This is a genomic window from Myxococcales bacterium (genome assembly GCA_022563535.1).
GTDB lineage: Bacteria > Myxococcota_A > UBA9160 > UBA9160 > UBA4427 > DUBZ01.
On the sequence record JADFNE010000006.1, the window covers coordinates 40,892 to 62,308 of the forward strand.

Annotated in this window: 22 protein-coding genes; 13 read left to right on the forward strand and 9 right to left on the reverse strand. The window is 59.3% G+C overall.

What is annotated here, in order from left to right:
- Window positions 1–9 precede the first annotated feature (9 nt).
- The 6 genes from lpxD (at window position 10) to acpP (ending at window position 5,085) form a co-directional block, all read left to right on the forward strand.
- Entirely contained in the window at window positions 10–1,116 is a 1,107-nt protein-coding gene (gene lpxD / locus IH881_03465) for a UDP-3-O-(3-hydroxymyristoyl)glucosamine N-acyltransferase (GenBank protein ID MCH7866728.1), read from the forward strand.
- Window positions 1,113–1,961, forward strand: coding sequence for a ribonuclease HII (locus tag IH881_03470; GenBank protein ID MCH7866729.1), 849 nt, complete (start codon window positions 1,113–1,115; stop codon window positions 1,959–1,961). Before lpxD ends, IH881_03470 begins: the two co-directional genes overlap by 4 nt.
- Complete coding sequence (locus IH881_03475) at window positions 1,961–2,968, forward strand: tRNA pseudouridine(13) synthase TruD (GenBank protein MCH7866730.1); 1,008 nt, start codon at window positions 1,961–1,963, stop codon at window positions 2,966–2,968. The genes IH881_03470 and IH881_03475 overlap by 1 nt, the downstream gene beginning before the upstream one ends.
- Before the next feature lie 112 nt (window positions 2,969–3,080).
- Complete coding sequence (gene cysK / locus IH881_03480) at window positions 3,081–4,037, forward strand: cysteine synthase A (protein MCH7866731.1); 957 nt, start codon at window positions 3,081–3,083, stop codon at window positions 4,035–4,037.
- A 103-nt stretch (window positions 4,038–4,140) separates the two neighbouring features.
- Window positions 4,141–4,755, forward strand: coding sequence for a TetR/AcrR family transcriptional regulator (locus IH881_03485; GenBank protein MCH7866732.1), 615 nt, complete (start codon window positions 4,141–4,143; stop codon window positions 4,753–4,755).
- A gap of 87 nt (window positions 4,756–4,842) precedes the next feature.
- The gene (acpP, locus tag IH881_03490; protein MCH7866733.1) at window positions 4,843–5,085 is read left to right on the forward strand and encodes an acyl carrier protein; all 243 of its coding nucleotides are present in this window, start codon (window positions 4,843–4,845) and stop codon (window positions 5,083–5,085) included.
- A gap of 43 nt (window positions 5,086–5,128) precedes the next feature.
- Here the strand turns inward: acpP and IH881_03495 are convergent, their stop codons facing one another.
- Window positions 5,129–5,428: a hypothetical protein gene (locus IH881_03495; protein ID MCH7866734.1), complete on the reverse strand. Its 300-nt coding sequence runs from the start codon at window positions 5,426–5,428 to the stop codon at window positions 5,129–5,131.
- Window positions 5,429–5,548: 120 nt separating this feature from the next.
- Here IH881_03495 and polA point away from each other — a divergent pair, with 120 nt between their 5' ends.
- On the forward strand, window positions 5,549–8,329 hold the full coding sequence (gene polA, locus IH881_03500) for a DNA polymerase I (protein ID MCH7866735.1): 2,781 nt from the start codon (window positions 5,549–5,551) through the stop codon (window positions 8,327–8,329).
- Here the strand turns inward: polA and egtD are convergent.
- Window positions 8,326–9,342, reverse strand: coding sequence for an L-histidine N(alpha)-methyltransferase (egtD, locus tag IH881_03505; protein MCH7866736.1), 1,017 nt, complete (start codon window positions 9,340–9,342; stop codon window positions 8,326–8,328). The genes polA and egtD overlap by 4 nt on opposite strands.
- Window positions 9,343–9,438: 96 nt before the next feature.
- On the reverse strand, window positions 9,439–9,990 hold the full coding sequence (locus IH881_03510) for an SHOCT domain-containing protein (protein ID MCH7866737.1): 552 nt from the start codon (window positions 9,988–9,990) through the stop codon (window positions 9,439–9,441).
- A 287-nt stretch (window positions 9,991–10,277) separates the two neighbouring features.
- Between IH881_03510 and IH881_03515 the strand changes: the two genes are divergently transcribed.
- On the forward strand, window positions 10,278–10,865 hold the full coding sequence (locus IH881_03515) for an RNA polymerase sigma factor (GenBank protein ID MCH7866738.1): 588 nt from the start codon (window positions 10,278–10,280) through the stop codon (window positions 10,863–10,865).
- Window positions 10,866–10,892: 27 nt separating this feature from the next.
- Here IH881_03515 and IH881_03520 read toward each other — a convergent pair whose 3' ends face one another.
- Complete coding sequence (locus IH881_03520) at window positions 10,893–11,462, reverse strand: sigma-70 family RNA polymerase sigma factor (protein ID MCH7866739.1); 570 nt, start codon at window positions 11,460–11,462, stop codon at window positions 10,893–10,895.
- A gap of 149 nt (window positions 11,463–11,611) precedes the next feature.
- On the opposite strand from IH881_03520, the gene IH881_03525 reads away from it, so the two are divergent.
- A complete protein-coding gene (locus tag IH881_03525) occupies window positions 11,612–13,153 on the forward strand; it encodes an aldehyde dehydrogenase family protein (GenBank protein MCH7866740.1) in 1,542 nt (513 codons plus the stop codon).
- Between the two features lie 93 nt (window positions 13,154–13,246).
- Window positions 13,247–14,041 (forward strand): NYN domain-containing protein, encoded by a 795-nt coding sequence (locus IH881_03530; protein MCH7866741.1) that lies wholly within the window; start codon window positions 13,247–13,249, stop codon window positions 14,039–14,041.
- 18 nt (window positions 14,042–14,059) lie between these two features.
- Here IH881_03530 and IH881_03535 read toward each other — a convergent pair whose 3' ends face one another.
- From IH881_03535 to IH881_03555, 5 genes are all read right to left on the reverse strand, one after another.
- Window positions 14,060–14,989, reverse strand: a complete 930-nt coding sequence (locus IH881_03535; protein ID MCH7866742.1) for an NAD(P)-dependent oxidoreductase — start codon at window positions 14,987–14,989, stop codon at window positions 14,060–14,062.
- A 50-nt stretch (window positions 14,990–15,039) separates the two neighbouring features.
- Window positions 15,040–15,795: a hypothetical protein gene (locus IH881_03540; GenBank protein ID MCH7866743.1), complete on the reverse strand. Its 756-nt coding sequence runs from the start codon at window positions 15,793–15,795 to the stop codon at window positions 15,040–15,042.
- A 2-nt stretch (window positions 15,796–15,797) separates the two neighbouring features.
- Entirely contained in the window at window positions 15,798–17,051 is a 1,254-nt protein-coding gene (locus tag IH881_03545) for a diaminopimelate decarboxylase (GenBank protein ID MCH7866744.1), read from the reverse strand.
- A 179-nt stretch (window positions 17,052–17,230) separates the two neighbouring features.
- Window positions 17,231–18,280, reverse strand: a complete 1,050-nt coding sequence (locus IH881_03550) for an aminoglycoside phosphotransferase family protein (GenBank protein ID MCH7866745.1) — start codon at window positions 18,278–18,280, stop codon at window positions 17,231–17,233.
- 20 nt (window positions 18,281–18,300) lie between these two features.
- Window positions 18,301–18,951, reverse strand: a complete 651-nt coding sequence (locus IH881_03555; GenBank protein MCH7866746.1) for an ABC transporter substrate-binding protein — start codon at window positions 18,949–18,951, stop codon at window positions 18,301–18,303.
- 390 nt (window positions 18,952–19,341) lie between these two features.
- On the opposite strand from IH881_03555, the gene IH881_03560 reads away from it, so the two are divergent.
- From IH881_03560 to IH881_03570, 3 genes are read left to right on the forward strand one after another with little or no spacing between them, the layout of a single operon-like run.
- Window positions 19,342–20,019 carry an SCO family protein gene (locus tag IH881_03560; protein ID MCH7866747.1) on the forward strand — a complete coding sequence of 226 codons (678 nt, stop codon included), beginning with the start codon at window positions 19,342–19,344 and terminating at the stop codon, window positions 20,017–20,019.
- 4 nt (window positions 20,020–20,023) lie between these two features.
- Window positions 20,024–20,434, forward strand: a complete 411-nt coding sequence (locus IH881_03565) for a DUF420 domain-containing protein (GenBank protein ID MCH7866748.1) — start codon at window positions 20,024–20,026, stop codon at window positions 20,432–20,434.
- Between the two features lie 53 nt (window positions 20,435–20,487).
- Complete coding sequence (locus IH881_03570; protein MCH7866749.1) at window positions 20,488–21,390, forward strand: DMT family transporter; 903 nt, start codon at window positions 20,488–20,490, stop codon at window positions 21,388–21,390.
- The last annotated feature ends 27 nt before the right edge of the window (window positions 21,391–21,417 follow it).

Consider the following 21,417-nt stretch of genomic DNA (forward strand, 5'->3'; position numbering starts at 1 on the left):
CGGCGCGCCGTGCCGGAAGTCCGTCTCCAAGACCTGGCCGAAACTCTCGGTTGCCGGTTTACAGGAGACCCACATTTCAAGATCTGCGGAGTCGGCTCACTCGAGAGTGCGGGGCCGAGCGATCTCGTCTACGTGCGGGACGCCTCACATGTCGCGGGCCTCGACGCCTGCTCGGCTGGGGCTGTCATCCTTTCCGATGGTTTCGATCCCGGCGCGAAGGCCGCAATCTTTTCGAACAATCCCCTGCTCGACTTTGCCAAAGCGATCGAAAAGATTTGTCCCGCGCCGCGCCCGCCCGCCGGAGTGGATCCCGGTGCGTTCGTCGCCGAGAGCGCCGAAGTTGCCGAAAGCGCCAGCATCGGACCCGGAGTGAGCATTGGCCCGCGCAGTCGCATCGGTGCGCGCTGCGTTGTATATCCCAACGCGACCCTCTACCCCGATGTTGTGCTCGGAGAGAGTTGTACGATTCACGCGGGCGTGGTGATTCGCGAGGGCTCGGTGCTGGGGGCCCGCGTGATTCTTCAACCGGGTGTCGTGATCGGCGGAGATGGCTTTGGCTACGTACCCGACGAAACCGGTGTCCTGCACAAGGTTCCGCAGATCGGTTGTGTCGTCATTGGCGACGACGTCGAGGTCGGTGCCAATACCACGATCGACCGCGCGGCCCTTACCGAGACTTTGCTTGACGATCGTGTGAAGCTCGACAATCTCATTCAGGTCGCGCACGGCTGCAGGTTTGCTCCCGATGTGATCGTGGCTGCCCAGTCGGGGTTCAGCGGCGGCGTCCAGATCGGTCGCGGGACGATCGTGATGGCCCAGGTCGGTGTTGCGGGACACCTCGAGATCGGGACGCGGGCCTTCCTGGGCGCGCGAGCGGGCCTGCACAAGGACGTGGCCGATCACGCGCGGGTTTACGGCACGCCCCAGATGGAAAATCGACAATGGCACCGCGCCATGGCGGCGCTCAAGCGGCTTCCCGATATGTTGAAGCGCCTGCGCGCACTCGAACGAACCCTGGGGTTGCGGGGCAGTACGGATTCGCCGAGAGTGACTTCGATAGATGATCTGCCGGAGCCAAGTAAAAAGCCAGAGCCAGAAGATCCGCCGGAGAAATGACAATTCCATCAGACGAATCGACTCCCCTGAAAGCGCAGTCTCTCGACGCGTTGCGACGACGCTTGCGCGGGATCGTCGCGCTGGAGGCGGAAAACGAGCTGCAGAAGTTTGCCGATGCGCTGACGGATGATCCAAGGCAGGGAGCGCAGAGCCTGGTAAAGAGCGTGGTGCGACGCCTCGCGGCCGCAAAAGACGAGCGCGATCGAGTTGCTCGCCTGTTCGCTCTGCGGCACTCGCTGTTCGAAGCCGGGTGGCAGAGGATTGCCGGGGTCGACGAGGTCGGGGTTGGACCGCTGGCAGGTCCAGTGGTTGCGGCCGCGGTGATTCTTCCCAACGACGTCGAACTGCCCGGCATCAACGATTCAAAGAAGCTCAGCCGCGCTGCACGGGAGAAACTCGACCTCGCGATTCGGCAACAAGCCGTGGCAATCTCGATTGGCGAAGTATCGCATCAGGAGATCGATCATTTGAACATCTTCCAGGCGTCCCTCGAAGCCATGCGGCGTGCGGTCGCAGGGCTCGACCCCGCACCCGACTATTGTCTGGTCGACGCCCGCACGATTCCCGGGGTTCCGGGCGAATCGCCAACCTACGAGCAGCAGGCACTGATTCACGGCGATGCGATCGATGGATCCGTCGCGGCCGCGTCGATCGTTGCAAAGGTCCACCGGGACCACTTGATGCGGGAACTGGACACGCGCTATCCGGGATACGGCTTTGCGCGTCACATGGGGTACGGAACCGCCTTGCATCTCGAAGCGCTACAGCGCCTGGGCGCCAGCCCCGTTCATCGTCGTTCCTTTGCGCCGGTGTCTGCCGTGGCGACCCGAACCGCCAGACCCTGATGGCATTGCCCACGATCAAATCCAGCCCCGAGGATTTCGTTGTCGACGAGATCCCGCTGTACGAAGCCCAGGGCAGCGGACCCCACACCTTCTTGCGCATCGAAAAACGCATGCGCACAACCGAAGAAGTCATCGGCGACCTCGCCCGGGTGTTTGGGGTCAAGCGTCGCGACATTGGTTGCGCCGGGCGAAAGGATCGGGTCGCGCTCACGCGTCAATGGTTTTCAGTTCCCGATCTCGACCCCGATCGCGCCAGCGAGTTCGAAGTCTCCGGTGCGCAAGTGCTCGAAGCCATTCGGCATCAGAACAAATTGCGAACCGGACATCTGAAGGGAAACCGCTTCTCGATCTGGGTGCGCGATCTGACGGACGAACAGATCAAGCGGGCGCAGGGCAAGATCGAGACGTTCGCGGTCACGGGTTTTCCCAATCGTTTTGGCGCCCAGCGATTCGGACGCGACGGAGACAACGCCAAGCGCGGGCTAGCCGTCCTGCAGGGAAAAGCGCGGCCGAGAGAGCGCAAGCAGGCGCGGTTTCTGGTCTCGGCGCTTCAATCTCTCGTGTTCAATCACGTCCTCGAATCTCGGCCGCTGCCACTGGATCAGTTCGAAGTCGGCGACCTCGCCATCAAACACGAATCGGGTGGTTCCTTCTGCGTCGAAGACGTGGCCACGGAAAATGAACGCGCCCGGAGCTTCGAAATCAGCCCAACTGGGCCAATCTTTGGGACCAAAGTGTCCAGACCCCTTGGGGCGCCCGCAGAACGAGAGAGGGATGCCCTGATGGCCTACGGAATTCCTGATCCGGCAAATCTAAGGCCGCCTCGTGGACTTTCGCTGCGAGGGGCCCGCAGAGCGCTGCGCGCGCGCCCACTTGAGTTGGCGTTCTGCGCGGGTGACGGGGCGGCTAAGCTCGACTTCACCCTAGTTAGCGGCACTTATGCCACGGTATTGCTCGAAGAAGTCTTCGGTCCGCTGCAAATAGAGCTAGGTGTGGATAGTCACTGAGGGTTACCCTTAACACCAGGATGACGGGACAGCCTCCGGCCCTGAAGCGCAGCTAGCGCAGTGGCCGCGGACCGAATCGGGAACCGACGAATTTTGAGAAGAGGTGCTCAAATTGGGTAGCTATCGCGACGTCACCGAGCTGATCGGAAACACGCCCCTGGTGCGCCTGAATCGGGTGACCGACGGAGCCACGGCCGAAATTTTCGTGAAGCTCGAATCCGCGAACCCGAGCAACAGCGTCAAGGACCGCATCGGGCTGGCGATGATCGAGGCCGCTGAGAAAGAGGGCGTCATCACGCCGGGCAAGACGGTGATCGTCGAGCCGACCAGCGGAAACACCGGTATTGCCCTCGCAATGGTCGCGGCGGTCAAGGGTTACGACTGCATTCTCACCATGCCCGACACCATGAGTCCTGAGCGCCGGGTCACCTTGCGTGCCTTTGGCGCGAAACTGGTTCTGACCGAAGGCGCCAAGGGAATGAACGGCGCGGTCGAACGGGCAAACCAGATTGCCGACGAAATTGAGGATTCATTCGTTCCCCAGCAGTTTCGCAACCCCGCCAACGTCGAGATCCACCGACGAACGACTGCGGAAGAACTCTGGGCGGACACCGACGGCAAGATCGATGCCCTGGTTGCAGGAGTGGGAACAGGCGGCACGATTACCGGCGTTGCGCAGGTACTCAAGAAGCGGAAGGCGTCCTTCGAGTCGATCGCAGTCGAACCCGAAGCCAGCCCAGTGCTTTCTGGCGGTGCTCCCGGACCACACAAGATTCAGGGAATTGGCGCGGGTTTCATTCCCGAGGTGATGGACACGAGCCTGCTGAGCGGCGTGATCACTGTTTCAAACGAAGCCGCCATCTCAATGGCCCTGCGCATGGCGCAGGAAGAGGGGATTTTGTGCGGCATCTCCTCGGGTGCCAACGTAACCGCCGCAATCGAATATGCGAAACGGCCGGGTAATGAAAAGAAATTGATCGTGACAGTAATTGCTGATTTTGGTGAGCGCTACATTCAGACGGCTCTCTTTGAAGCCTGTCGATACGAAGGGAGTGATGATATTGGCTAGTCCGACTATGCCCCCCGCGGCCGGTCTTAGCGAAACTGGACCCAAGAAAATGACACGTGACCCCAAAGAGTACGTAGAACGAAGCTCGAGAGAAGAAAAGAAAATGCAGTCGCGTCGACGGATACTCGACGCAGCACGCGACGTCTTTTTTCGCGACGGTTTCATGCTGGCCAACCTCGACGAGGTCGCAACCCGAGCCGGCGTGGCAAAGGGAACCCTCTATCGATACTTCGAAAGCAAGGCCGATCTCTACGTCGCCGTGTTGGCCGAAAATGGAATGCGATTCGTAGCCAAGATGAGAGAAGTTGCGGAAAACGGCGGTCCGGCTCGCGAGACCCTGCGAAGCCTCGGCGACTTCTACATCGAACACTGGACGGCGAACACCGAATACTTCCAGATCTTTTGGGCGGTCGACAATCAATCGCTGATCGGTGGCCTGCCAGACGCTGCCCTGCGTGAAGTCTCCAACCTCTGGGAGGGATGTCTCTCCATAGTCAAGGAAGTGCTCGATCGCGGTGTCGAAGAGGGAGATATCGCTCCCTGTGACACATGGGAGGTCGCGTACATATTCTGGACGATGTCAAACGCTCTAATCCAGTCCGATTACTCTTCGGCCCTTCACAAGGAACTGCGGGGACGCCCCCTGCGTGAGGTCTTTCGCGACGCAATCGACTTGATGTTGCTAGGGATTTCGCGAGTCAAAGAAGACGCATCCTGACTAGGTCCGGGTGATGGCGGCATTTTGTTGCTATGCCCTGTCCGATCGATGAGAATGACGCTCTGTCAATATGGGGAGGTGAGAGCCATGGGTGATGGATTGGTCGAACGCGTACGCGGATTGATGTCGGATCAACTCGGGATCGATCCCGCTGAAATGAAGTCGGAAGCCAATATTCTGGAAGACCTTGGTGCCGACTCGCTGGATGTGGTCGAGCTCGTCATGGCGATCGAAGAAGCCTTCGATATCGAGATTTCAGACGAAGATGCCGAAGCCATGCAGACGGTCGGGGATATCGAGCGGTACATCATCACCAAGGTTGCGGCCTGAGCGCGGCTCCACGATTTCCTTCAAGACCTTCACAAACCGAGAACTAACCGCGAAATCCAGGCAGTAGTTTGAAGTGCGTGCCGACCGCCGTGGCAGCCAATGCCATTACCAGGGCGATTGGCAAGCGAGGTCGGAAAACCTCGTGCACGGCCTGCTGTGCGGCGGCCTGTTGTTCCGGACCTGGCGCGATTTCTTCGAACACCTGAACGAGTTCAGGTACGACCAGCAGCAAGCCAAAACCCAAAAATAGCAATGCGAAATAGAGCAGGCCCAACAGGGCCACGGGTCGATACCGCGGTCCGTCGCGCTGGGTCGTCCTCGGTGGGTTTGGGTCGAGATTCACGTTGCGAACCCTACAGTCTCCTCTCGCCGCGAGCGACAAATTCTGGCGAGTGGGCTGCTAGTCTCGTTCGCGAGCACTTTCTGAGATGAAAGCCATACGCAGCACGAGGCGAGGTGCGCCGTGGTAGCCAAAGGCAAGAGCAAAACCGCAACGCAAAAGTCTGCGTCCAAGAAGCAGCGACGGCTCGTGGTGATCGACGGAGCCAACGCGATTTTTCGCGCCTTCTTCGGCATCCCGGGATTGCGCGCGCCGGACGGCACGCCCAGCAACGCCGTCCTCGGCTTTGCGAACATCCTGAACAAGCTCATCCGAGAGGAAGCGCCCGATTTCATCGTAGTTGCGATGGATCCGAAGGGGGGCTCGTTTCGCAACGAGATGTATCCCGAATACAAGGCCAACCGCGATGCGACGCCAGAGGATCTGATCGTCCAGTTCCCGTTGGTTTGCGAGCTGATCGATGCGTTTCAGATCCCGCGCATCGAAGTGCCGGGCTTCGAGGCGGACGATGTCATCGCCACCCTGGTTCGCTGCGCACCAGAAGATGTGTCGATTTCGATCATCTCTACGGACAAGGACTTGATGCAGTTGTGCAGCGAGCGAGTCGAGTTGGTCGATGGCATCAAAGATCGCCGCTTCGGCCCAGCCGAAGTAGCCGAAAAGTTTGGCGTGCCCCCGGATCAGATGCTCGACCTGCGCGCGCTGGTCGGAGACCCCAGCGACAACATTCCCGGTGTAAAGGGAATCGGCGTGAAAGGGGCGGCGAAGCTCATAGGAGAATGGGGCACCCTGGAAAACCTTCTCGCCCATGCCGAAGAGGTGACGGGCAAGCGTGCGCGCGAAGGGTTGATTGAACACGCCGATCTCGCGGTGCTTTCAAAGGAGTTGTCGACCCTGCGCGACGACGTAGATCTGGGAATCGAGTTCGACGCTCTCGCAATCGCCGCACCGGATCTGGAAGTCTTGCGTGCGCTCTACCAGCGACTCGGGTTTACGCGTCTGCTCGAAAGTCTCGGGTTGGGCGAGGGAGCTGGCGAGACGCAAGCCGCTGAGGCCCAGGTGCTGACCGCGGCAATTAACCTCGAAGTGGTTCGAGATCCAAAGCGGCTTCGCAAGGCCACTGCCGAGTTTGCGAAGGCCGAATGCCTGGTCGTATGGGCCGTCGAAGGGCAGGGAAGCGCGGTCGATGCGCCGATTGTGGGCCTGGCGATCGGACCCGAATCCGGTGAAGGTGCAGTCTATCTCCCCATTGCAGAAGTGGTCTCCGCTCAGGAGGATCTGCCTCTCGGCCAGGATCAGGCGGTGACACTACCGATCGAAGAGGTGGTCGAATCGCTGAGACACCTGTTCGCATCGGCCTCCGCCAAGCCTTGGTTCGGTTGGAGTACGAAGCGCGTTCAATCGCTGTTCTCGGAACACGGTCTCGAAGTCTCGCCCCCGTGTTTCGACGTGCGCATTGGCGCGTTTTTGCTCGACCCGGGCGGCTCCCACGAGCTGGCCCCGCTCGCGATGCAGTTCCTGGGTCAGTCGATCCAGTCCTGGGAGGATCTCGCGGGACGCGGCGCAAAGGCGATTCCGGCACAGGAGGTCCCGGTTGACGACGTCGCAGCCTGGGTGGGACAACAACTCTCCGCGGCGACTGCGCTGCGGGGCAAGATCCACCAGCGACTGGAACAGGATGGCTTGCTGCCACTGTTCGAAGACGTCGAACTGCCCTTGACCGCGGTACTGGCGCGAATCGAGTGCAATGGCGTGCGGGTCGATGAAGCGCAGCTCGCCCTCCTCTCGCAGGAATACGAAGTGAGCCTCGCCGCGCTCGAGAAGGAAATCTACGCACTCGCGGGAGAGGAGTTTCTCGTCAGTTCGCCCAAGCAGCTTCAGGTCATCTTGTTCGAAAAGTTGCGCCTGACCCCTCTCAAGAAGACAAAGACTGGGTTTTCGACGGCCGAGTCGGTGCTCGAGCAACTGGTTTCGGAACACGAGCTGCCGGGGAAAATCTTGCAGTGGCGCCAGCTGTCAAAATTGAAGAGCACGTACATCGATGCGCTGCCGAAACTCATTAGCGAGAAAACTGGGCGCATTCATCCGAGCTTCAATCAGATCGGCGCGGCGACTGGGCGCTTGTCGGCTTCAGATCCTAACGTGCAGAACATTCCAATCCGCACCGCAGAGGGGGTGCGGATTCGCGAGACGTTCATTCCCGCCGAAGACCGGCTGTTGCTTTCGGCCGACTACTCTCAGGTCGAACTCCGCATTCTCGCGCACTACTCCGGCGATGAGAGCCTGGTCGACGCCTTCCAGAAGGGCGAAGACATTCATCGTCGCACCGCCGCAGAGGTGGCCGGGATTTCAGTGGACGACGTCGATGCGGATCAGCGAGCTCGGGCCAAGGCGGTCAACTTTGGAATCATCTATGGATCGTCTGCCTTTGGATTGGCGAACAACCTGGGGATTGCCACCGGTGAAGCGCAGGCCATCGTCGATGCCTACTTCGCGCGATATGTAGGGGTTCGTCGGTTTCTCGACGAGACGGTGAAGAATGCAAAGGCGGTGGGCCATGTGACGACGTTGCTCGGGCGGCGTCGATATTTCCCGGACCTCGGGTCGAAGAATCGGGTCTTGCGACAGGCGGCCGAACGCATGGCGGTCAACACGGTGATTCAGGGTACGGCTGCGGATTTGATCAAGACGGCGATGGTCGCGGTGGATACGGCGCTCGCCAGTTCTGGCCTCGACGTGATCATGACGCTTCAGGTCCACGATGAACTTGTATTCGAAGTGCCGAAGCAGGAGGTGGACTCGCTTTCGGGTTTGGTGCGGGAGAACATGGAAGGGGTATTTGAGTTGGCAGTTCCTTTAGTGGTCGATATTGGCATTGGTGAAAACTGGCGGGTTGCTCACTAGGGATTTGCTGTTGATCCGGGGGCGAAGAGGTTTAGGGTGTAGAGGCCTTGGTTGTCCAGCCAGCGGGTTTCGCAGTGCATGTTTCCGCCATCGGCCAGGGCTTCGATTTCTTCGATTGAGTATTTGTAGGAATTTTCGGTGTGGATTTCTTCGCCTTGTTGAAAGCTGAAGCTCGCGTCGAGTGCGCCGATAGCAACTTTCTGATCGCATAGACTCACCAGGAAACTCTCCACCGAGCCCGAGTCTTCTCGGTAGCGGGCGCGGAACGAGAACTGATCCGGTTGGAAATTTCCTGCGAGTTCGCGGTTGATTCGCAGCAGCAGGTTCAAGTTGAAGCGAGCGGTCACGCCCTGGGCGTCGTCGTAGGCGCGCTCGAGTCGCTCGCGGTCTTTGCGCAGATCGATCCCGATCAGCATCCGGTCTTCCTCACCCATTTTCGCGCGGAGTTGTGCGAGGAAGTCCTGCGCTTCCGGTTTGTGAAGATTGCCGATCGAAGAGCCGAGCCACAGGATCAAGCGGGGAGTCGTGTGTCGATCGTTCAAGATGGACAGGGCCGCTTCGTATTCGCTGCAGATCGCGTGGACCTCGAGCCGCGGATGATCGAGCAAGAGTGATTCGCTGCTCTCTTCGAGGGCGGTCCGCGAGATGTCAATCGGGACATAGACCAGCGATTGCTGTCTGGCGAGAAACGACTCGATCAAGAGTCGCGTCTTTTCCGCACTGCCGCTTCCCAGTTCAACGAGCTCAATGTCGCGGTTGAAGTGCTCGCGGATGTGTTGCGCCTGGTCCTGCAGAATGCTCCGCTCGACCCGGGTGAGGTAGTACTCCTCGAGACCGCAGATCTCTTCGAAGATCTTCGAGCCGGCGTCGTCATAGAAAAAACGACACGGCAGGCTGCGAAACTTCGCGGACAATCCCCTGCGGACTTCGTCGGCGAACGACGGCAATTTGGCGTCGGCCTGGGGCGCGGTGAGGTGGAATCGATCGGAGTGGGGGCGGCTTGCACTGTCCAACAAAGCTTGCTCCGGGCAGAGTTCAGTCGAAGCGAAAAGCTAGCAGTTCAGTTCGGAAGTCGCGCGAAGGACTCGTTGGGCTCGTGACCCTGGGCGTTAGCTGAGCAGCTTGGCCTTCGCGATCGTCATCTCTTCTTCAGTGATGATGCCGCTCTCTCGGAGCTGATGGAGCTTCATGATCTGCTCTGCGAGAGAATCCTGTTCCTGAACCTCGAGCGGAAAGGACACGTCGGTGACGACCTTGAAGTCGTCCTTTCCTTCCATGCCACTGTCGGCGTCTACTTCGTACAGGACGAGGTCTGGTGCGGGTCCGTCTTGACTCGGAGCAACAGCCTGGGACCGTGATTGAGCCGGTGCAGAATGGACTTGGGCGTCGACCGATCCGTGCGCGTCGATGTTTTCTTTTTGCTGTTGGGCTTGTTTCTCCGCCGACTTGTTTCGCAGACGGGGAGCCACGATGCGCGCGGCGCGAGCCTCAGCTTTGTTGATCGCTGCGCGACTGCCTTTGAAGAACAGCAGTCCGCCGATCGGGTAGAGGAAGAGTCCTGCGAAGAACGCCTCGGGCGGCAAGGCTTCAGTGGTATTGCCGAGCATGATCACCACACCGAGGAAGATCAGGGCAAGGCCAACTTTTCGCGGTTCTTTCATCACGGTCTCCAACAACTCGAGCCAAAGCCCCACGGGGATTCAGAGCGTTCGAGGATTCGTTCTCGCTGTCTACCTATCGACTGCGCGAGGCATTGCACTTGAGCGGCAGAGACCCGAATCCGGGCCCTGGGCCCGGTTTCCTGAGATAAAACGAGAAATCTTCGCCCTCCATTGCCCTTTTCCGCTCGATTTCTCGCCTCTCTAACTGGGCAGCCTCATGCAAACCCCCGACTCCGCGAATGGGCTGCCAGCGGACCAAGAAGATGAGTATTTGGAGGAAATACAAAATGACAGCCCCCCTCGAGGACCCCAATGAAGTGGATGACGACCGTCTCGTCCGCGAAATATTGGCAGGCGTGGAATCGGCCTTCGACGATCTCTGCCGGCACTACGAGCGGCGAATTTATTTCTTTGCACTCAAGCGGATGCGCGACCCATCGGATGCGGAAGATGTCACCCAGGAAGTGTTCCTCCAGGTGTTTCGCGGTCTCGCAAAGTTCGAAGGTCGATCGTCGCTACTGACCTGGATGTTCGGTATCGCGCACAATCAAATATGTCGCCGCTACCGACGCCGACGGCCCCTGTTGCTTTCGCTCGACTCCGATGAAGTCGATGCGCTCGCCACCGACCAGACCCCGGCTGACCAGAAAACAGACTTTGTTCGCATCCTGCGCAACTGCAGTCGGCTACTCAATGAGAAGGTTTCGGACACGCAGCGCGAAGCATTCGAAATGCGCTACATCGAAAATCTCTCGATGCGCGAGATTGCCGAATCAATGGGCAAGTCGCCTCAGGCCGTAAAGATCAGCCTGTTCCGCACCCGTCGCACGCTGGCAGACAACAATCGAAAATTGCACCAGGTGCTGAGCGTTTGACTCCACGGGAGTCGCATCAATGAACTGTCAGTGATTTTGGAGGATGTTCTTCAGCCGCACTCGCGCGACTACCCAGTCGCTCTTGACCGTTCGTTCAGAGATCGAGAGTTCCTCGGCGATCTCTTCGATCGTAAGGCCGCCGAAGACTCGCAGGGAGACGACGAGTGCCGCGCGCTCGTTCTCGAACGCGAGTTGATCCAGGGAATCTCGGGCTTCGCGATACCCTTGCTCAGAAGTGGGAACGGCAGGGAATACGTTCTCGTCCAGGGTTTCCCGCACCGAACCTCCGCCGCGTTTATCAGCGGCGCGCGCTCTCGCGTGATCGACCAATACGTGCCGCATGATTCCCGAAGCCACCGAGTAGAAGTGAGTGCGATCTTTCCATTCTCGCGCCGAAGCGGTGGTGAGGCGCACAAAGACTTCGTTGATGACTGCCGTGGCCGAGAGGGTGTGATCGGCGCGCTCGTTCTTGAACAGGTTCTTCGCCCGGCGGCGGAGCTCGGGGTAGACCAGTTCCCAGAGCTGATCGGCGGGACCCCCTGACGGGTCAGGCCGATTGAGCAGAGCCGTGATCTCGTCGTCGTTCTTTGGGGTCATCGCGGGAAAGCTTAGTGTGCTGGCCGGGGTGCTGCTGGAGCATTCGCGACAACCAGTACGGTCCTCCCCCGGGCGGGGGTCGGATCCCGCGTGTGGTGGTAGACTCTGGGAGAGATTCGACCTAATCCCCCACATCGGAGACCCGCGAGATGGCGATCGTTGAACCCGTAGCCTCAACCCCAGCAGGAGAGCCCCGTCGCTTGCGTCTTCGCAGTGTTGTGGACAGCCAACCCATCGGCGAGATCGAAGTCCAGGCAGAAGCCGAAGTTCGCGCGGCGGTCGAACGTGCCCGAAAGGCGCAGCCGGAATGGGCGGCACTTTCGGTCGAAAGTCGCGCCGGCTACCTGCGCAAAGTTTTGAAGATCGTGATCGAACGCCAGGAAGACGTGATCGAGACCGTCATTCGCGAAACCGGCAAGACTCGCAGCGAAGCGATCACGATGGAAGTCTTCTCGGCTTGCGATTCGCTTGCATACTATGCGAAGCGCGCGTCGAAGCTCCTGGCTCCCCAAAAGCGAAGCCTTCATGGTGTCATGCGCTTCATGAAGAAGATGACGATCCACCAGGTTCCACTCGGAGTGGTGGGGGTCATCACGCCCTGGAATGGTCCCTTCATCCTCGCCGTCAATCCCGTCGCGCAGGCCCTGGTTGCGGGAAACACGGTATTGCTCAAGCCTTCGGAAGTCACCCCCTTCTCGGCCCAGCTGCTCGCGGAGTTCTTCGAGCAGGCCGGATTGCCCGAAGCTGTCTTCCAGGTCTTGACGGGAGACGGCGAGACCGGCGCGGCGTTGTGCGAAGCCGACATCGACAAGATCACGTTTACCGGCAGTGCCGCCACGGGACGCAAAGTGGCCGAGGTCTGCGGACGTCGCCTGGTTCCCTGCACCCTCGAACTCGGGGGCAAGGATCCGATGATCGTCTGCGAAGATGCCGACATTGAAAGCGCCGCCGCCGGGGCGTTGTCCGGCGCGTACATGAACACCGGACAGTATTGCTGTGGTACCGAGCGTGTCTACGTCGTCGATTCGGTTGCCGACGAATTCATCGAAGAAGTGGTAAAGCGCGCCGGGGCATTGCGTCAGGGGGATACCGGCGAGAGCGATGTCGGGGCGATCTTCTGGCCGCGCCAAATGGAGATCATCGAGGCTCACATGGCGGATGCGGTGGCCAAGGGAGTGACAGTGCGGGTGGGCGGACGCCGCAACCCCGATCTCAAAGGTCTCTACTACGAACCCACGGTGCTGACCGACGTCACTCACGACATGCAAATCATGGTCGACGAAACCTTCGGTCCCATTCTCCCCATCATGCGGGTCAAGGACGAAGACGAGGCGATCCGACTCGCCAACGACTCGCACTATGGCCTCGGCGCCACAATCTGGACGTCGGACAATCAGAGGGCGGTTCGACTCGCGCAAAAGATCGAATCGGGCAGCGTCTGTATCAATGACATGACCATTACCTATGGCTGTCTCGAAGCTCCTTTTGGTGGGCGCAAGTCGAGCGGAGTGGGTCAGATCAACGGCGACAACGGAATTCGCGGCTATTGCCACCAGATGCCCGTGATTGTTGATCGCTTCAAGGGCAAGAACTCGCGCTCGTTCTATCCCTTCAGTGTTCAGAAGGACGACCAGATACAAAAGGCCGTACGCTTCTTGTTCGGAACCTCGCTTGGTAAGTGGATCTCATGATTCCGAATCGAGCGGATCGACACGCGAAATGATCGATTGCCATTTCGGCAGCTGAAGAGATCTTTCGCGTCGCAAAACGCCTAGGGGGGCAGTGTGGCGGACGAAGCGCTAATCGCGGTATTTGTGGACTATGAAAATCTCGCTCTCGGTGTCCGGGACGCGAAGATCGGTAAATTTCAGATCGATTTGATCCTCAAGCGTCTGCTCGAAAAGGGGCGTGTCGTATACAAGCGTGCGTATTGCGATTGGAGTCAGTACCGCACCGAAGTGCGGGAGTTTCACGGTCACGGGATCGAGATGATCGACATTCCGCGCACCAAAATGAGTGGGAAAAACAGTGCGGACATTCACATGGTCGTCGACGCACTCGATCTCAGTCACTCCAAGGACCATATCGATGTCTTTGCATTGCTCACGGGAGACAGCGACTTTTCGCCCCTCGCCTCGAAGCTCAAGGAAAACAACAAGCGAGTCATCGGTTGCGGAGTCAAGAGTTCGACCTCGAACCTCCTGATTGGCTGTTGCGACGAATTCATCTACTACGATGATCTCGTACGCGCCTCCGAAAAGTCCAGGCCCAGGAAAAAGCGCCTGAAGGCCTCCAAGGACTCGAGCGGCAAGGGCCGCGGAAAGGCGGCGACCGAGGAGGAGCCGGAGGTTTTGGGCCAACTCATCGAGATTGCTCGTTCGCTGGAGCAAGACTATGACCCGCTGTGGGGATCGATGATCAAGCAGACCATCCGGCGTGTCTACCCCGGGTTCAACGAACTCAACTCCGGCTACAAAAATTTTGCGGATCTACTCAAGGACGCGGAAGATCGCGGCTACCTGAAACTCGAGTACGACGAGAGCCGAGGCAACTTCAAGGTGCGCATGGGTGATGACTAGCAGGTTGCCCGTTTGCGCTCACGAAGCATCGCGTAGCAGCTCCGGATTGCGCGCCCGCACCATTCGCTCGATGCCCTCGCGCCAATCGACCCGAGTCTTGTCCACCAACTCGTGCATCTTGCTCGGATCCAGGGTCACGCTGGCGAGGGTGTCCTCGGTGTAGTTGAACTTGGGCTCGAGGCCCGTCAGCTCACCCATGTAGCCGCACCACTCTTCGATGCTCGTCGGCTCGCTCCCACCCCAGTTGATCGTCACCGGAGGTACGTCGGCGAGGTCCAGAAGTTTGGGAATCATGGAAATGTAGTCGTCTTCATGAATCAGGTTGTAGATGCTCGGCTTGTCCTTGTGAACCGGGATCGGTACGCCGCCCTTCATCATCATGAGGTGGAACCATGGCCAGCCTCCGTTGTCACCGTAAGGGACACTGAAGCGAGCAATCACGCTTGGAACGTTCCACTGGCGTGCAGCAAAGCGCACCACGGTTTCTGCCGCGATTTTGCAGATGCTGTAGGTCGGCATCAGGACGCGATGGTTGTCTCCGAGAGGGTCGGTTTCTTTTAGCGCGTGATGTCCCGCAGATTCATAAACTCCGGCTGTCGAACAGTGGAGAAAACCCTTCGCGGGTCGACAGTGCGCAATCAATCGGCCCACACCTTCGGCATTCGCGGCGAGGTCGTATTCGAAGTCCCCGCTCTTCACCACTGCAAAATTGAGCACGATTGAGAAGTCTCGGGGAACTGCGTCGAGATCAGCGCCGGCGAGATCGACTGCGAGGGTTTCGACGCCCAAGGCTTCAATCTTTTCTCGGTCTTCCTGCTTGCTGAATCTCGCGAGGCCAAAGACCTGATTGTTCTGGGCGAGGGCTTTGACAATGGGGAGCGCGACCTGGCTGGTCGGGCCCGTGATCAGAATCTTCTCACCTTCGAGCTGGGGGGTTGCGTTTGACACCGTGTTTCTCCCTTTCTCTGACTCTCCCGAGCTAATGCCTGGTTACCGGCCTATCCGAAAAAGCGTACCGCTACTCCAGCGCGCGCGCGATCGTTCGCCGTGCCTGCTTCCTCACTGCTGCGTAAGGGACGGATGCTGGCGGTGCGAAACATTCTGAATGTACCTACGCGGGAGCCGTCGCGATCGTATCGACCCGCAAACTCCAGGCCAGCTACATCTCCCGACTCGACGACATAGGACGTTCTGCCCTCGGCATCAGCTCGCTGCGAGTTTCCGATCACCTCGCTGATCGCGAATTCGCGCCACTCGCCATGGGGGGCGATGGTCCATTCTTCGTGGAAGCCCAACACGTTGACTCCGGCGACGCGACCCCGGCCGGTCGTTTTCCAACCCATCGCGTCGTTGCCCCGGAGCGAGTTCGATTTCATCCCCCGAGTGTTGACCCGCGGCCCATCCATGATCTCGGCCAGCTGAGCGACGTTTGGCTCCCACTTGCCGAGAACACGGCTGCGCGGGTTTCCCTTGTACGCTTCGAATCGGCCGGCGGTGCTCTCGAACACGACGATCGGATACTCGACCCAGTACAGCCGGCTGCCCTTCATGGCAAACGTCCACACCCTGTCGAGCCAACGATCGGAAGTCTCGTTATAGGTATTGGCGTCCCGGTAGTGGACCAGGACGAACCAGGTTCCCACGAGATCAGATCCGTCGCGTTTGCTTTCCGCCGCATCAGCGATCGCCGTCGCACAAATGACCCACGCGAACACAAAGACCAGGATCGTCGCGCTGGCGATTCGCTCGAACAAGGTCAGACCTCGTTTTGCAGCATTTGCTCGAGGGTCTGGCGCCGACGAATCAGCTCGGCGCGACCGTCGCTGCGCAGCAGAACCTCCGCGCATTCGGGAAAGGCGTTGTAGTTCTTTGCGGACATTCCCGCGCAATAGGCGCCCGCGCATTCGATCACCAACGCGTCGCCAACCCGGGGTTCGACCACGGTGCGCGTCTCCAGGGCTTCGGGATTGCCGGGCGCGGGAGTCAAGACGTCACCGCTCTCGCAACAATGGCCCACGATCAGGTACTCGCCAGTGCCCCGCGACTCATCATTGCCCGGCACCACGATGATCGGATGCTGACCGCCGTACATGCTGGGTCGTATCATTTCCGACATCCCCGCATCGATCTTGATGAAGCGGTAGCCATCGTTCGCGCTGGTTTCCACGAGGTCGGTCACGGTACACACCAACGCACCGCAGCTCGCCGCAATGTAGGTTCCAGGTTCGACCTCGAGGGTGAGTTCGCGTCCATGCTCCCGCGCAAAAGCTTCGATCTCGGGAACAATCTTCTGGCCGATGGCCACGAGATCGGTCGTGTCTTCGTTGGCCATGCGTCCGACCTTGAATCCACCCCCCAGGCTCAGGTTGCGGACATCGGGCAGTCGCGCCGCGATGGCGAGGGACATCTTTGCGCACACCACCCATTTATCCGGATCCGAGCCCGACCCGATGTGAGTATGCATCCGGGTAATGGACAGATCTTTCTGGGCGGCAATTTCCAGCACCTGGTCGAGTTGTTCGTGCCAGATCCCGAAGCTCGCCGAGGGACCGCCAACGTTCGTGCGGTTGCTGTGGCCCGAACCCAGACCCGGATTGATCCGCACCGACACCTCGCGGCCCGGATACAGCTCTCCGTAGCGCTCCAATTGCAGCAGGGAGCAGGCGTTGAACATCACTCCCTGGTCGATCAACTGTTCGAGGTTACGGGGAAGCTCTTGTGCGGTGATCTGAATGTTTTCTGCCGGGACACCGGCAAGAAGTGCGCGGTCTGCTTCGAAGCCGCTGCTCGCATCAATCATGAGACCCGCTTCGGTGAGCAGTCGCAGAATGGCGGCCGTGGGCAGCGCCTTCATTGCGTAGCGACCCACCAACCCGTAGGGATTCGGAAACGCGAGGACTTCCCGAGCTCGTCGCAGCAGGGTGTCTTCGTCGTAGACGTAGAAGGGGGTGCCGAACTCGCGTTGGAGCTCGAGGGTACGTTCAGCGTCCAGGAATTGCAGCGCTTCCATTTCGTCACTTTCATTTTGTGCGGAGTCGATTGGCACGCCGATCTCGCGGGGTAGTCCGCACCGGTCTACGGATCAGGGAGTTGAGGATATCACTCCTGTTGTGCTTTATCTCTTCCTACAGCAGTTTCGCAGACTTGGAGAAGTGAAACCAGGTGCGGCATCGGCCCGGGAAGGCGGATTCAAATGGGCAGGTTGTGTGCGCGTTCTTCGTGCGTGGCCCGCGCTTGTCGATAGAGATCGAACTGTCCCAGCGCGCGCAGGTGATTGTGTTCGCCCGCTCTTTCGAACCGGTTGCGATCCCAATCCCAGTGGCACTCCCGCAGCATGTCGCTGGCAAAGCGGGCGCTCAGTTCGAGAGACACGATCTCCAAACCCCAACTGAGCGATTCGAGTTCGGCGGGAGTTGGCTTTTCCTCCGGCGTACCCGGCTCGAATACGGTCATCAGGCCCTCAGTCGCTGCGCTTGCGAGAGAGAGATCGAGTTCGGCTTCGGGTTCGTCTTCGGCTCGCAGGTTGCACCAGGAGCGCAGCGCGTCGCCCCAATCAAATGCCAGGGGCAAACGAGCGAGGGTGTCGAGGTCGATCAATGCGACCGGACGGAAGTTTCCAGTCGAACTCTCGGGTTCGAACAGGAGATTGTTGAACTTGAGATCACCGTGGATGACCCGGTGCGGTGCGGCGTCGAGAGATGCAAGCCCGGCTGCTGCTTCGAAGATCTTGTTTGCGAGATCGACGGTCTTTCTATGAAGCGGGTGGCCCTCGTTTTCCCGCAGAGCCACAGCCAGATCTTCGAAGTGTTGATTTGTGTCGTGAAATGGAAACCCGATTGGATGCAGCGCTGCATCGAAGTCGAACATCGCCCGATGAAAAGACGCCACCAGTCTTCCCGCATCGCGGATCTGTTCCGGGTCCTTCGGGCGGTCGAATGCTGTGCCCTTGATCCGGGTCATGAGTCGCCACAGGCCGTCGGATTCGAGATCTATGAATGGGAGGCCATCGCTCTCAACCAGGGAGAACGTCTCGATGCCCCGATCGGCCAGGTGTCGAGTCACTGCCTGGATGTTGTAGTTGATGTCGCGGGAGAACATGGGATTGACACGCTGAAGGATGAACTCGTGGTCTTCGCGATCCCGGACTTCGTAGGTCTCGTGGATCAGTCCAGTCGAAATGGGGGTAGCGATTGGATCAACGAGTTCACTGAACGCACGCAGCGCGCGCGAGAGAACCACAGTGGGTTGATCAGCACCGGTCAGGGCTGATCCGGCGAACTCGATGCGACGGGACTGTCGGCGTCTTTATCGACATACGTGTCCCCTGCAAAATCAGCGAGCTTCTTCTCTACTGCGGCGATCAGGGTCTCGAAGCCTTCGCGCTTGACCGTTGAAGAATACTCCGACCGTCGAAGGGAAAGTTCGCTGACCGTTCCATTCATGTAGACATCGATGATCTTCCAACTGCCATCCGTCTCGCGCAACCGGTAGTTGAGTCTGACGTCGTCGTCGTTCGGCAGGATCAACATCGTCTTGACCAACTTGGTGTCGTGGGGAGCATCTTCTTCCCCCTCGAGGACGAAGTGCTCGCCCGAATATCCCTTGAAGCGTCCCGCGTAGTTGGCCACAGTGAGGTTGGAAAAAATCTTGAGCCAGCGCTCTTGTTCATCGGGAGTGAGTTTCTTCCAGTGACGTCCAATCGACTTGGCCGCCATGAACTTCTGGTCGATGTAGGTATTGACCGCCGGCGCGATCATTTCAAATCGCCCCTGGTAACCGAGCGCGTCCGCTTCCTTCATTGCGCCGGTCAACGTGTCGTGAAGACTTTGGACGGCAGCACTCGCGGTGCCTTGGTTGGAAGCCAGACTTCTGGTTGGCGCCAGCAAGAGAGCGCACACAGCGACATTCACAACAACACACCCAACAACACTGAAAAATCTCGCGTAAATAAATCGCACGGCAGTCGTACCTCTGAGCGGGGGGGAGTAAATGAATGCTGACGAACAGTGTCTCGAGCCGATTCTAGAGTCGGCGACGATTGCCTTGTTGGCCTCGCTGGGCGCGGGCAGTTTAGTGCGTTGCACGCGCGTCTGCTGCGAAAGCCACGAAGCCCCGCGGGGTTGCTGCAACACGACGACTCCTCACCGGTTTGTTTGGGCGTGTGACGCAGGACCGCAGCAATTTATTCGCAGAAGATTCGCATCGGGATGCTTCCGCCCGGCGGCCAGGTCGCTCGCAAGTCGAGCTGACAAGCTGCTTCGCCACAACGGGATCCGTGTGCTGGGTTATGTTCGCCCGCGATGAGAGGCTTCTATTTTGTTCATGTCGCGACCGGGGTCATTCTGATCGCCGTTCTGGTGGCGTTTTTTGGCCTGCGCAACGAATGGGGTGGGCGCAGTGGGGTGGTGGACATCGTCTCGGCCCCCGGCACTGCGCCGGTATCCAGCCTGCCGTCTCGGGGCGACCCGAAGCCCCTGACCTTTACCAATCATCTCGGCGAAACCGTGAGCGAGCTCGATTTCCGGGGGGGTCATTCGCTCGTCTTCTTTGGTTATTCGAGTTGTCCCGACGTCTGTCCCGGCAATCTCATGGTGATGTCGCGAGCATTGACGACGCTCGGTGAGGCCGCCGAACAGGTGCGACCGATCTTCATCAGCTTCGACCCCGAGCGCGATACGCCGGAAGTCCTGAACAGCTACGTCTCACACTTTCACCCTCGGCTCATCGGGCTCACGGGAACCCCCGCGGAGATCGAGGCCGCGACCAGGGCCTACGGTGTCTTTTTTGAACGGAGTGAGAATTCGGATGGAAGTGCGGGCAGCGGCGAGATCCAGCACACATCGAACACATTTCTCATCGGCCCCGACGGTCAAGCCCTTGCGATCTTCCGGCACAACACACCGCCGGACGAAATGGCTGCGGTAATCCTGGAGAAAATTCAGCAGAGCCAAGACCAGAACACGGCTGCGCTACCTTGACGCAATGCTCGACTGGCTCCCTCACTTTGGCGCTCTCTGCAATTTCACGATCACGATCCTGATCGTCTGGGCCTTCATCGCGATCCGTCGCGGAGACCGGGAACTCCACCCCAAACTGATGAAGTTTGCGATCGGTCTGGGCGCCGTATTCCTGGTTTCGTATTTGGTGCAGATCACCACGACCGGACACGGAGAGGCACCCGGAACGGGGCTCTACCGAAATACGTTTCTCGTCATCCTCGCGACCCACACCGTTTGCGCCGTACTCATGCTTCCGTTGATCTTGCGATCAGCCTATCTGGGCATCAACGGTCGATTTGCCGAACACCGAAAGATCGTGCGCTTTGCCTACCCGGTGTGGCTCTACGTGGGGACAACCGGCGTGGTCATCTATCTGATGATGTACCAGCTTTAGTTCGCATTATCGCGATGTCACTCCATCGAACCTCTGGAAACCAACGTCGGGGCTTGCTGCTCGCGACGAACGTGTTGCTGATCTGGTCGGTGCTACCCCACGTCCTCAAAGTTCTGCTGTCCTACATGGATCCGTACTCTGTCACCTGGTTTCGCTTCGTAATTGCGAGTGTGGGCTTTGGCTGGATACTCCAGCGAAGGGGTGAACTCCCGCGGTTGCGAAACCTGAGTGGACGAGAATTCTTGCTGCTCGGAATTGCGATCGTCTGTCTTGCGGCAAACTACATCGGCTTTCTCGTAGGCCTCGATCTCACGTCAGCCGCAACCTGCCAGGTCTTGATTCAAATTGGCCCCGTGATGCTTGCGCTCGGTGGCATCGTGATCTTTCGCGAACGGTTCAGCAGGGTGCAGTGGCTTGGTTTCGCGATCCTGATCGCGGGTCTGTTGGTCTTCTTTGGCAGCCAGATCTCGCAGTTGGCCGATCGCGCCGGTGAAGCGGAGCAATACCGACTGGGGGTGCTTGCGATCATCGTCGCCGGACTGACCTGGGCGATCTATGGCCTGGCGCAGAAGCAACTTCTCGTGTCCATTCCCTCGCAGCCTCTGATGCTCTGCCTGTTCGTGGGCTGCGCCATCATTTTTACTCCGGCCGTCGAAATCGGGGCAGTCCGAGATCTCGATCGAATCGGCTTGATCGCGCTCGTGCTGTCGGGCCTGGCAACAGCAGGGGCCTACGGCAGCTTCGCCGCAGCGCTCGAACACGTAGAAGCCTCCCGAGTAAGCGCAGTCATCGCACTCGTCCCCCTAGGCACACTCGCCTCCAGTACCCTGTTGAGCGAACTAGTCCCCCAACTTTTCCCCAGCACTCCTCTGCCCCTACTGAGCTTCGCCGGAGCCGGCGCAGTAGTAGCCGGCTCCCTGATCACCGCGCTTTTCGGCCGCTCCCCCACTCGCTAATCAAATTTGCACCGTCCAAACCCACGA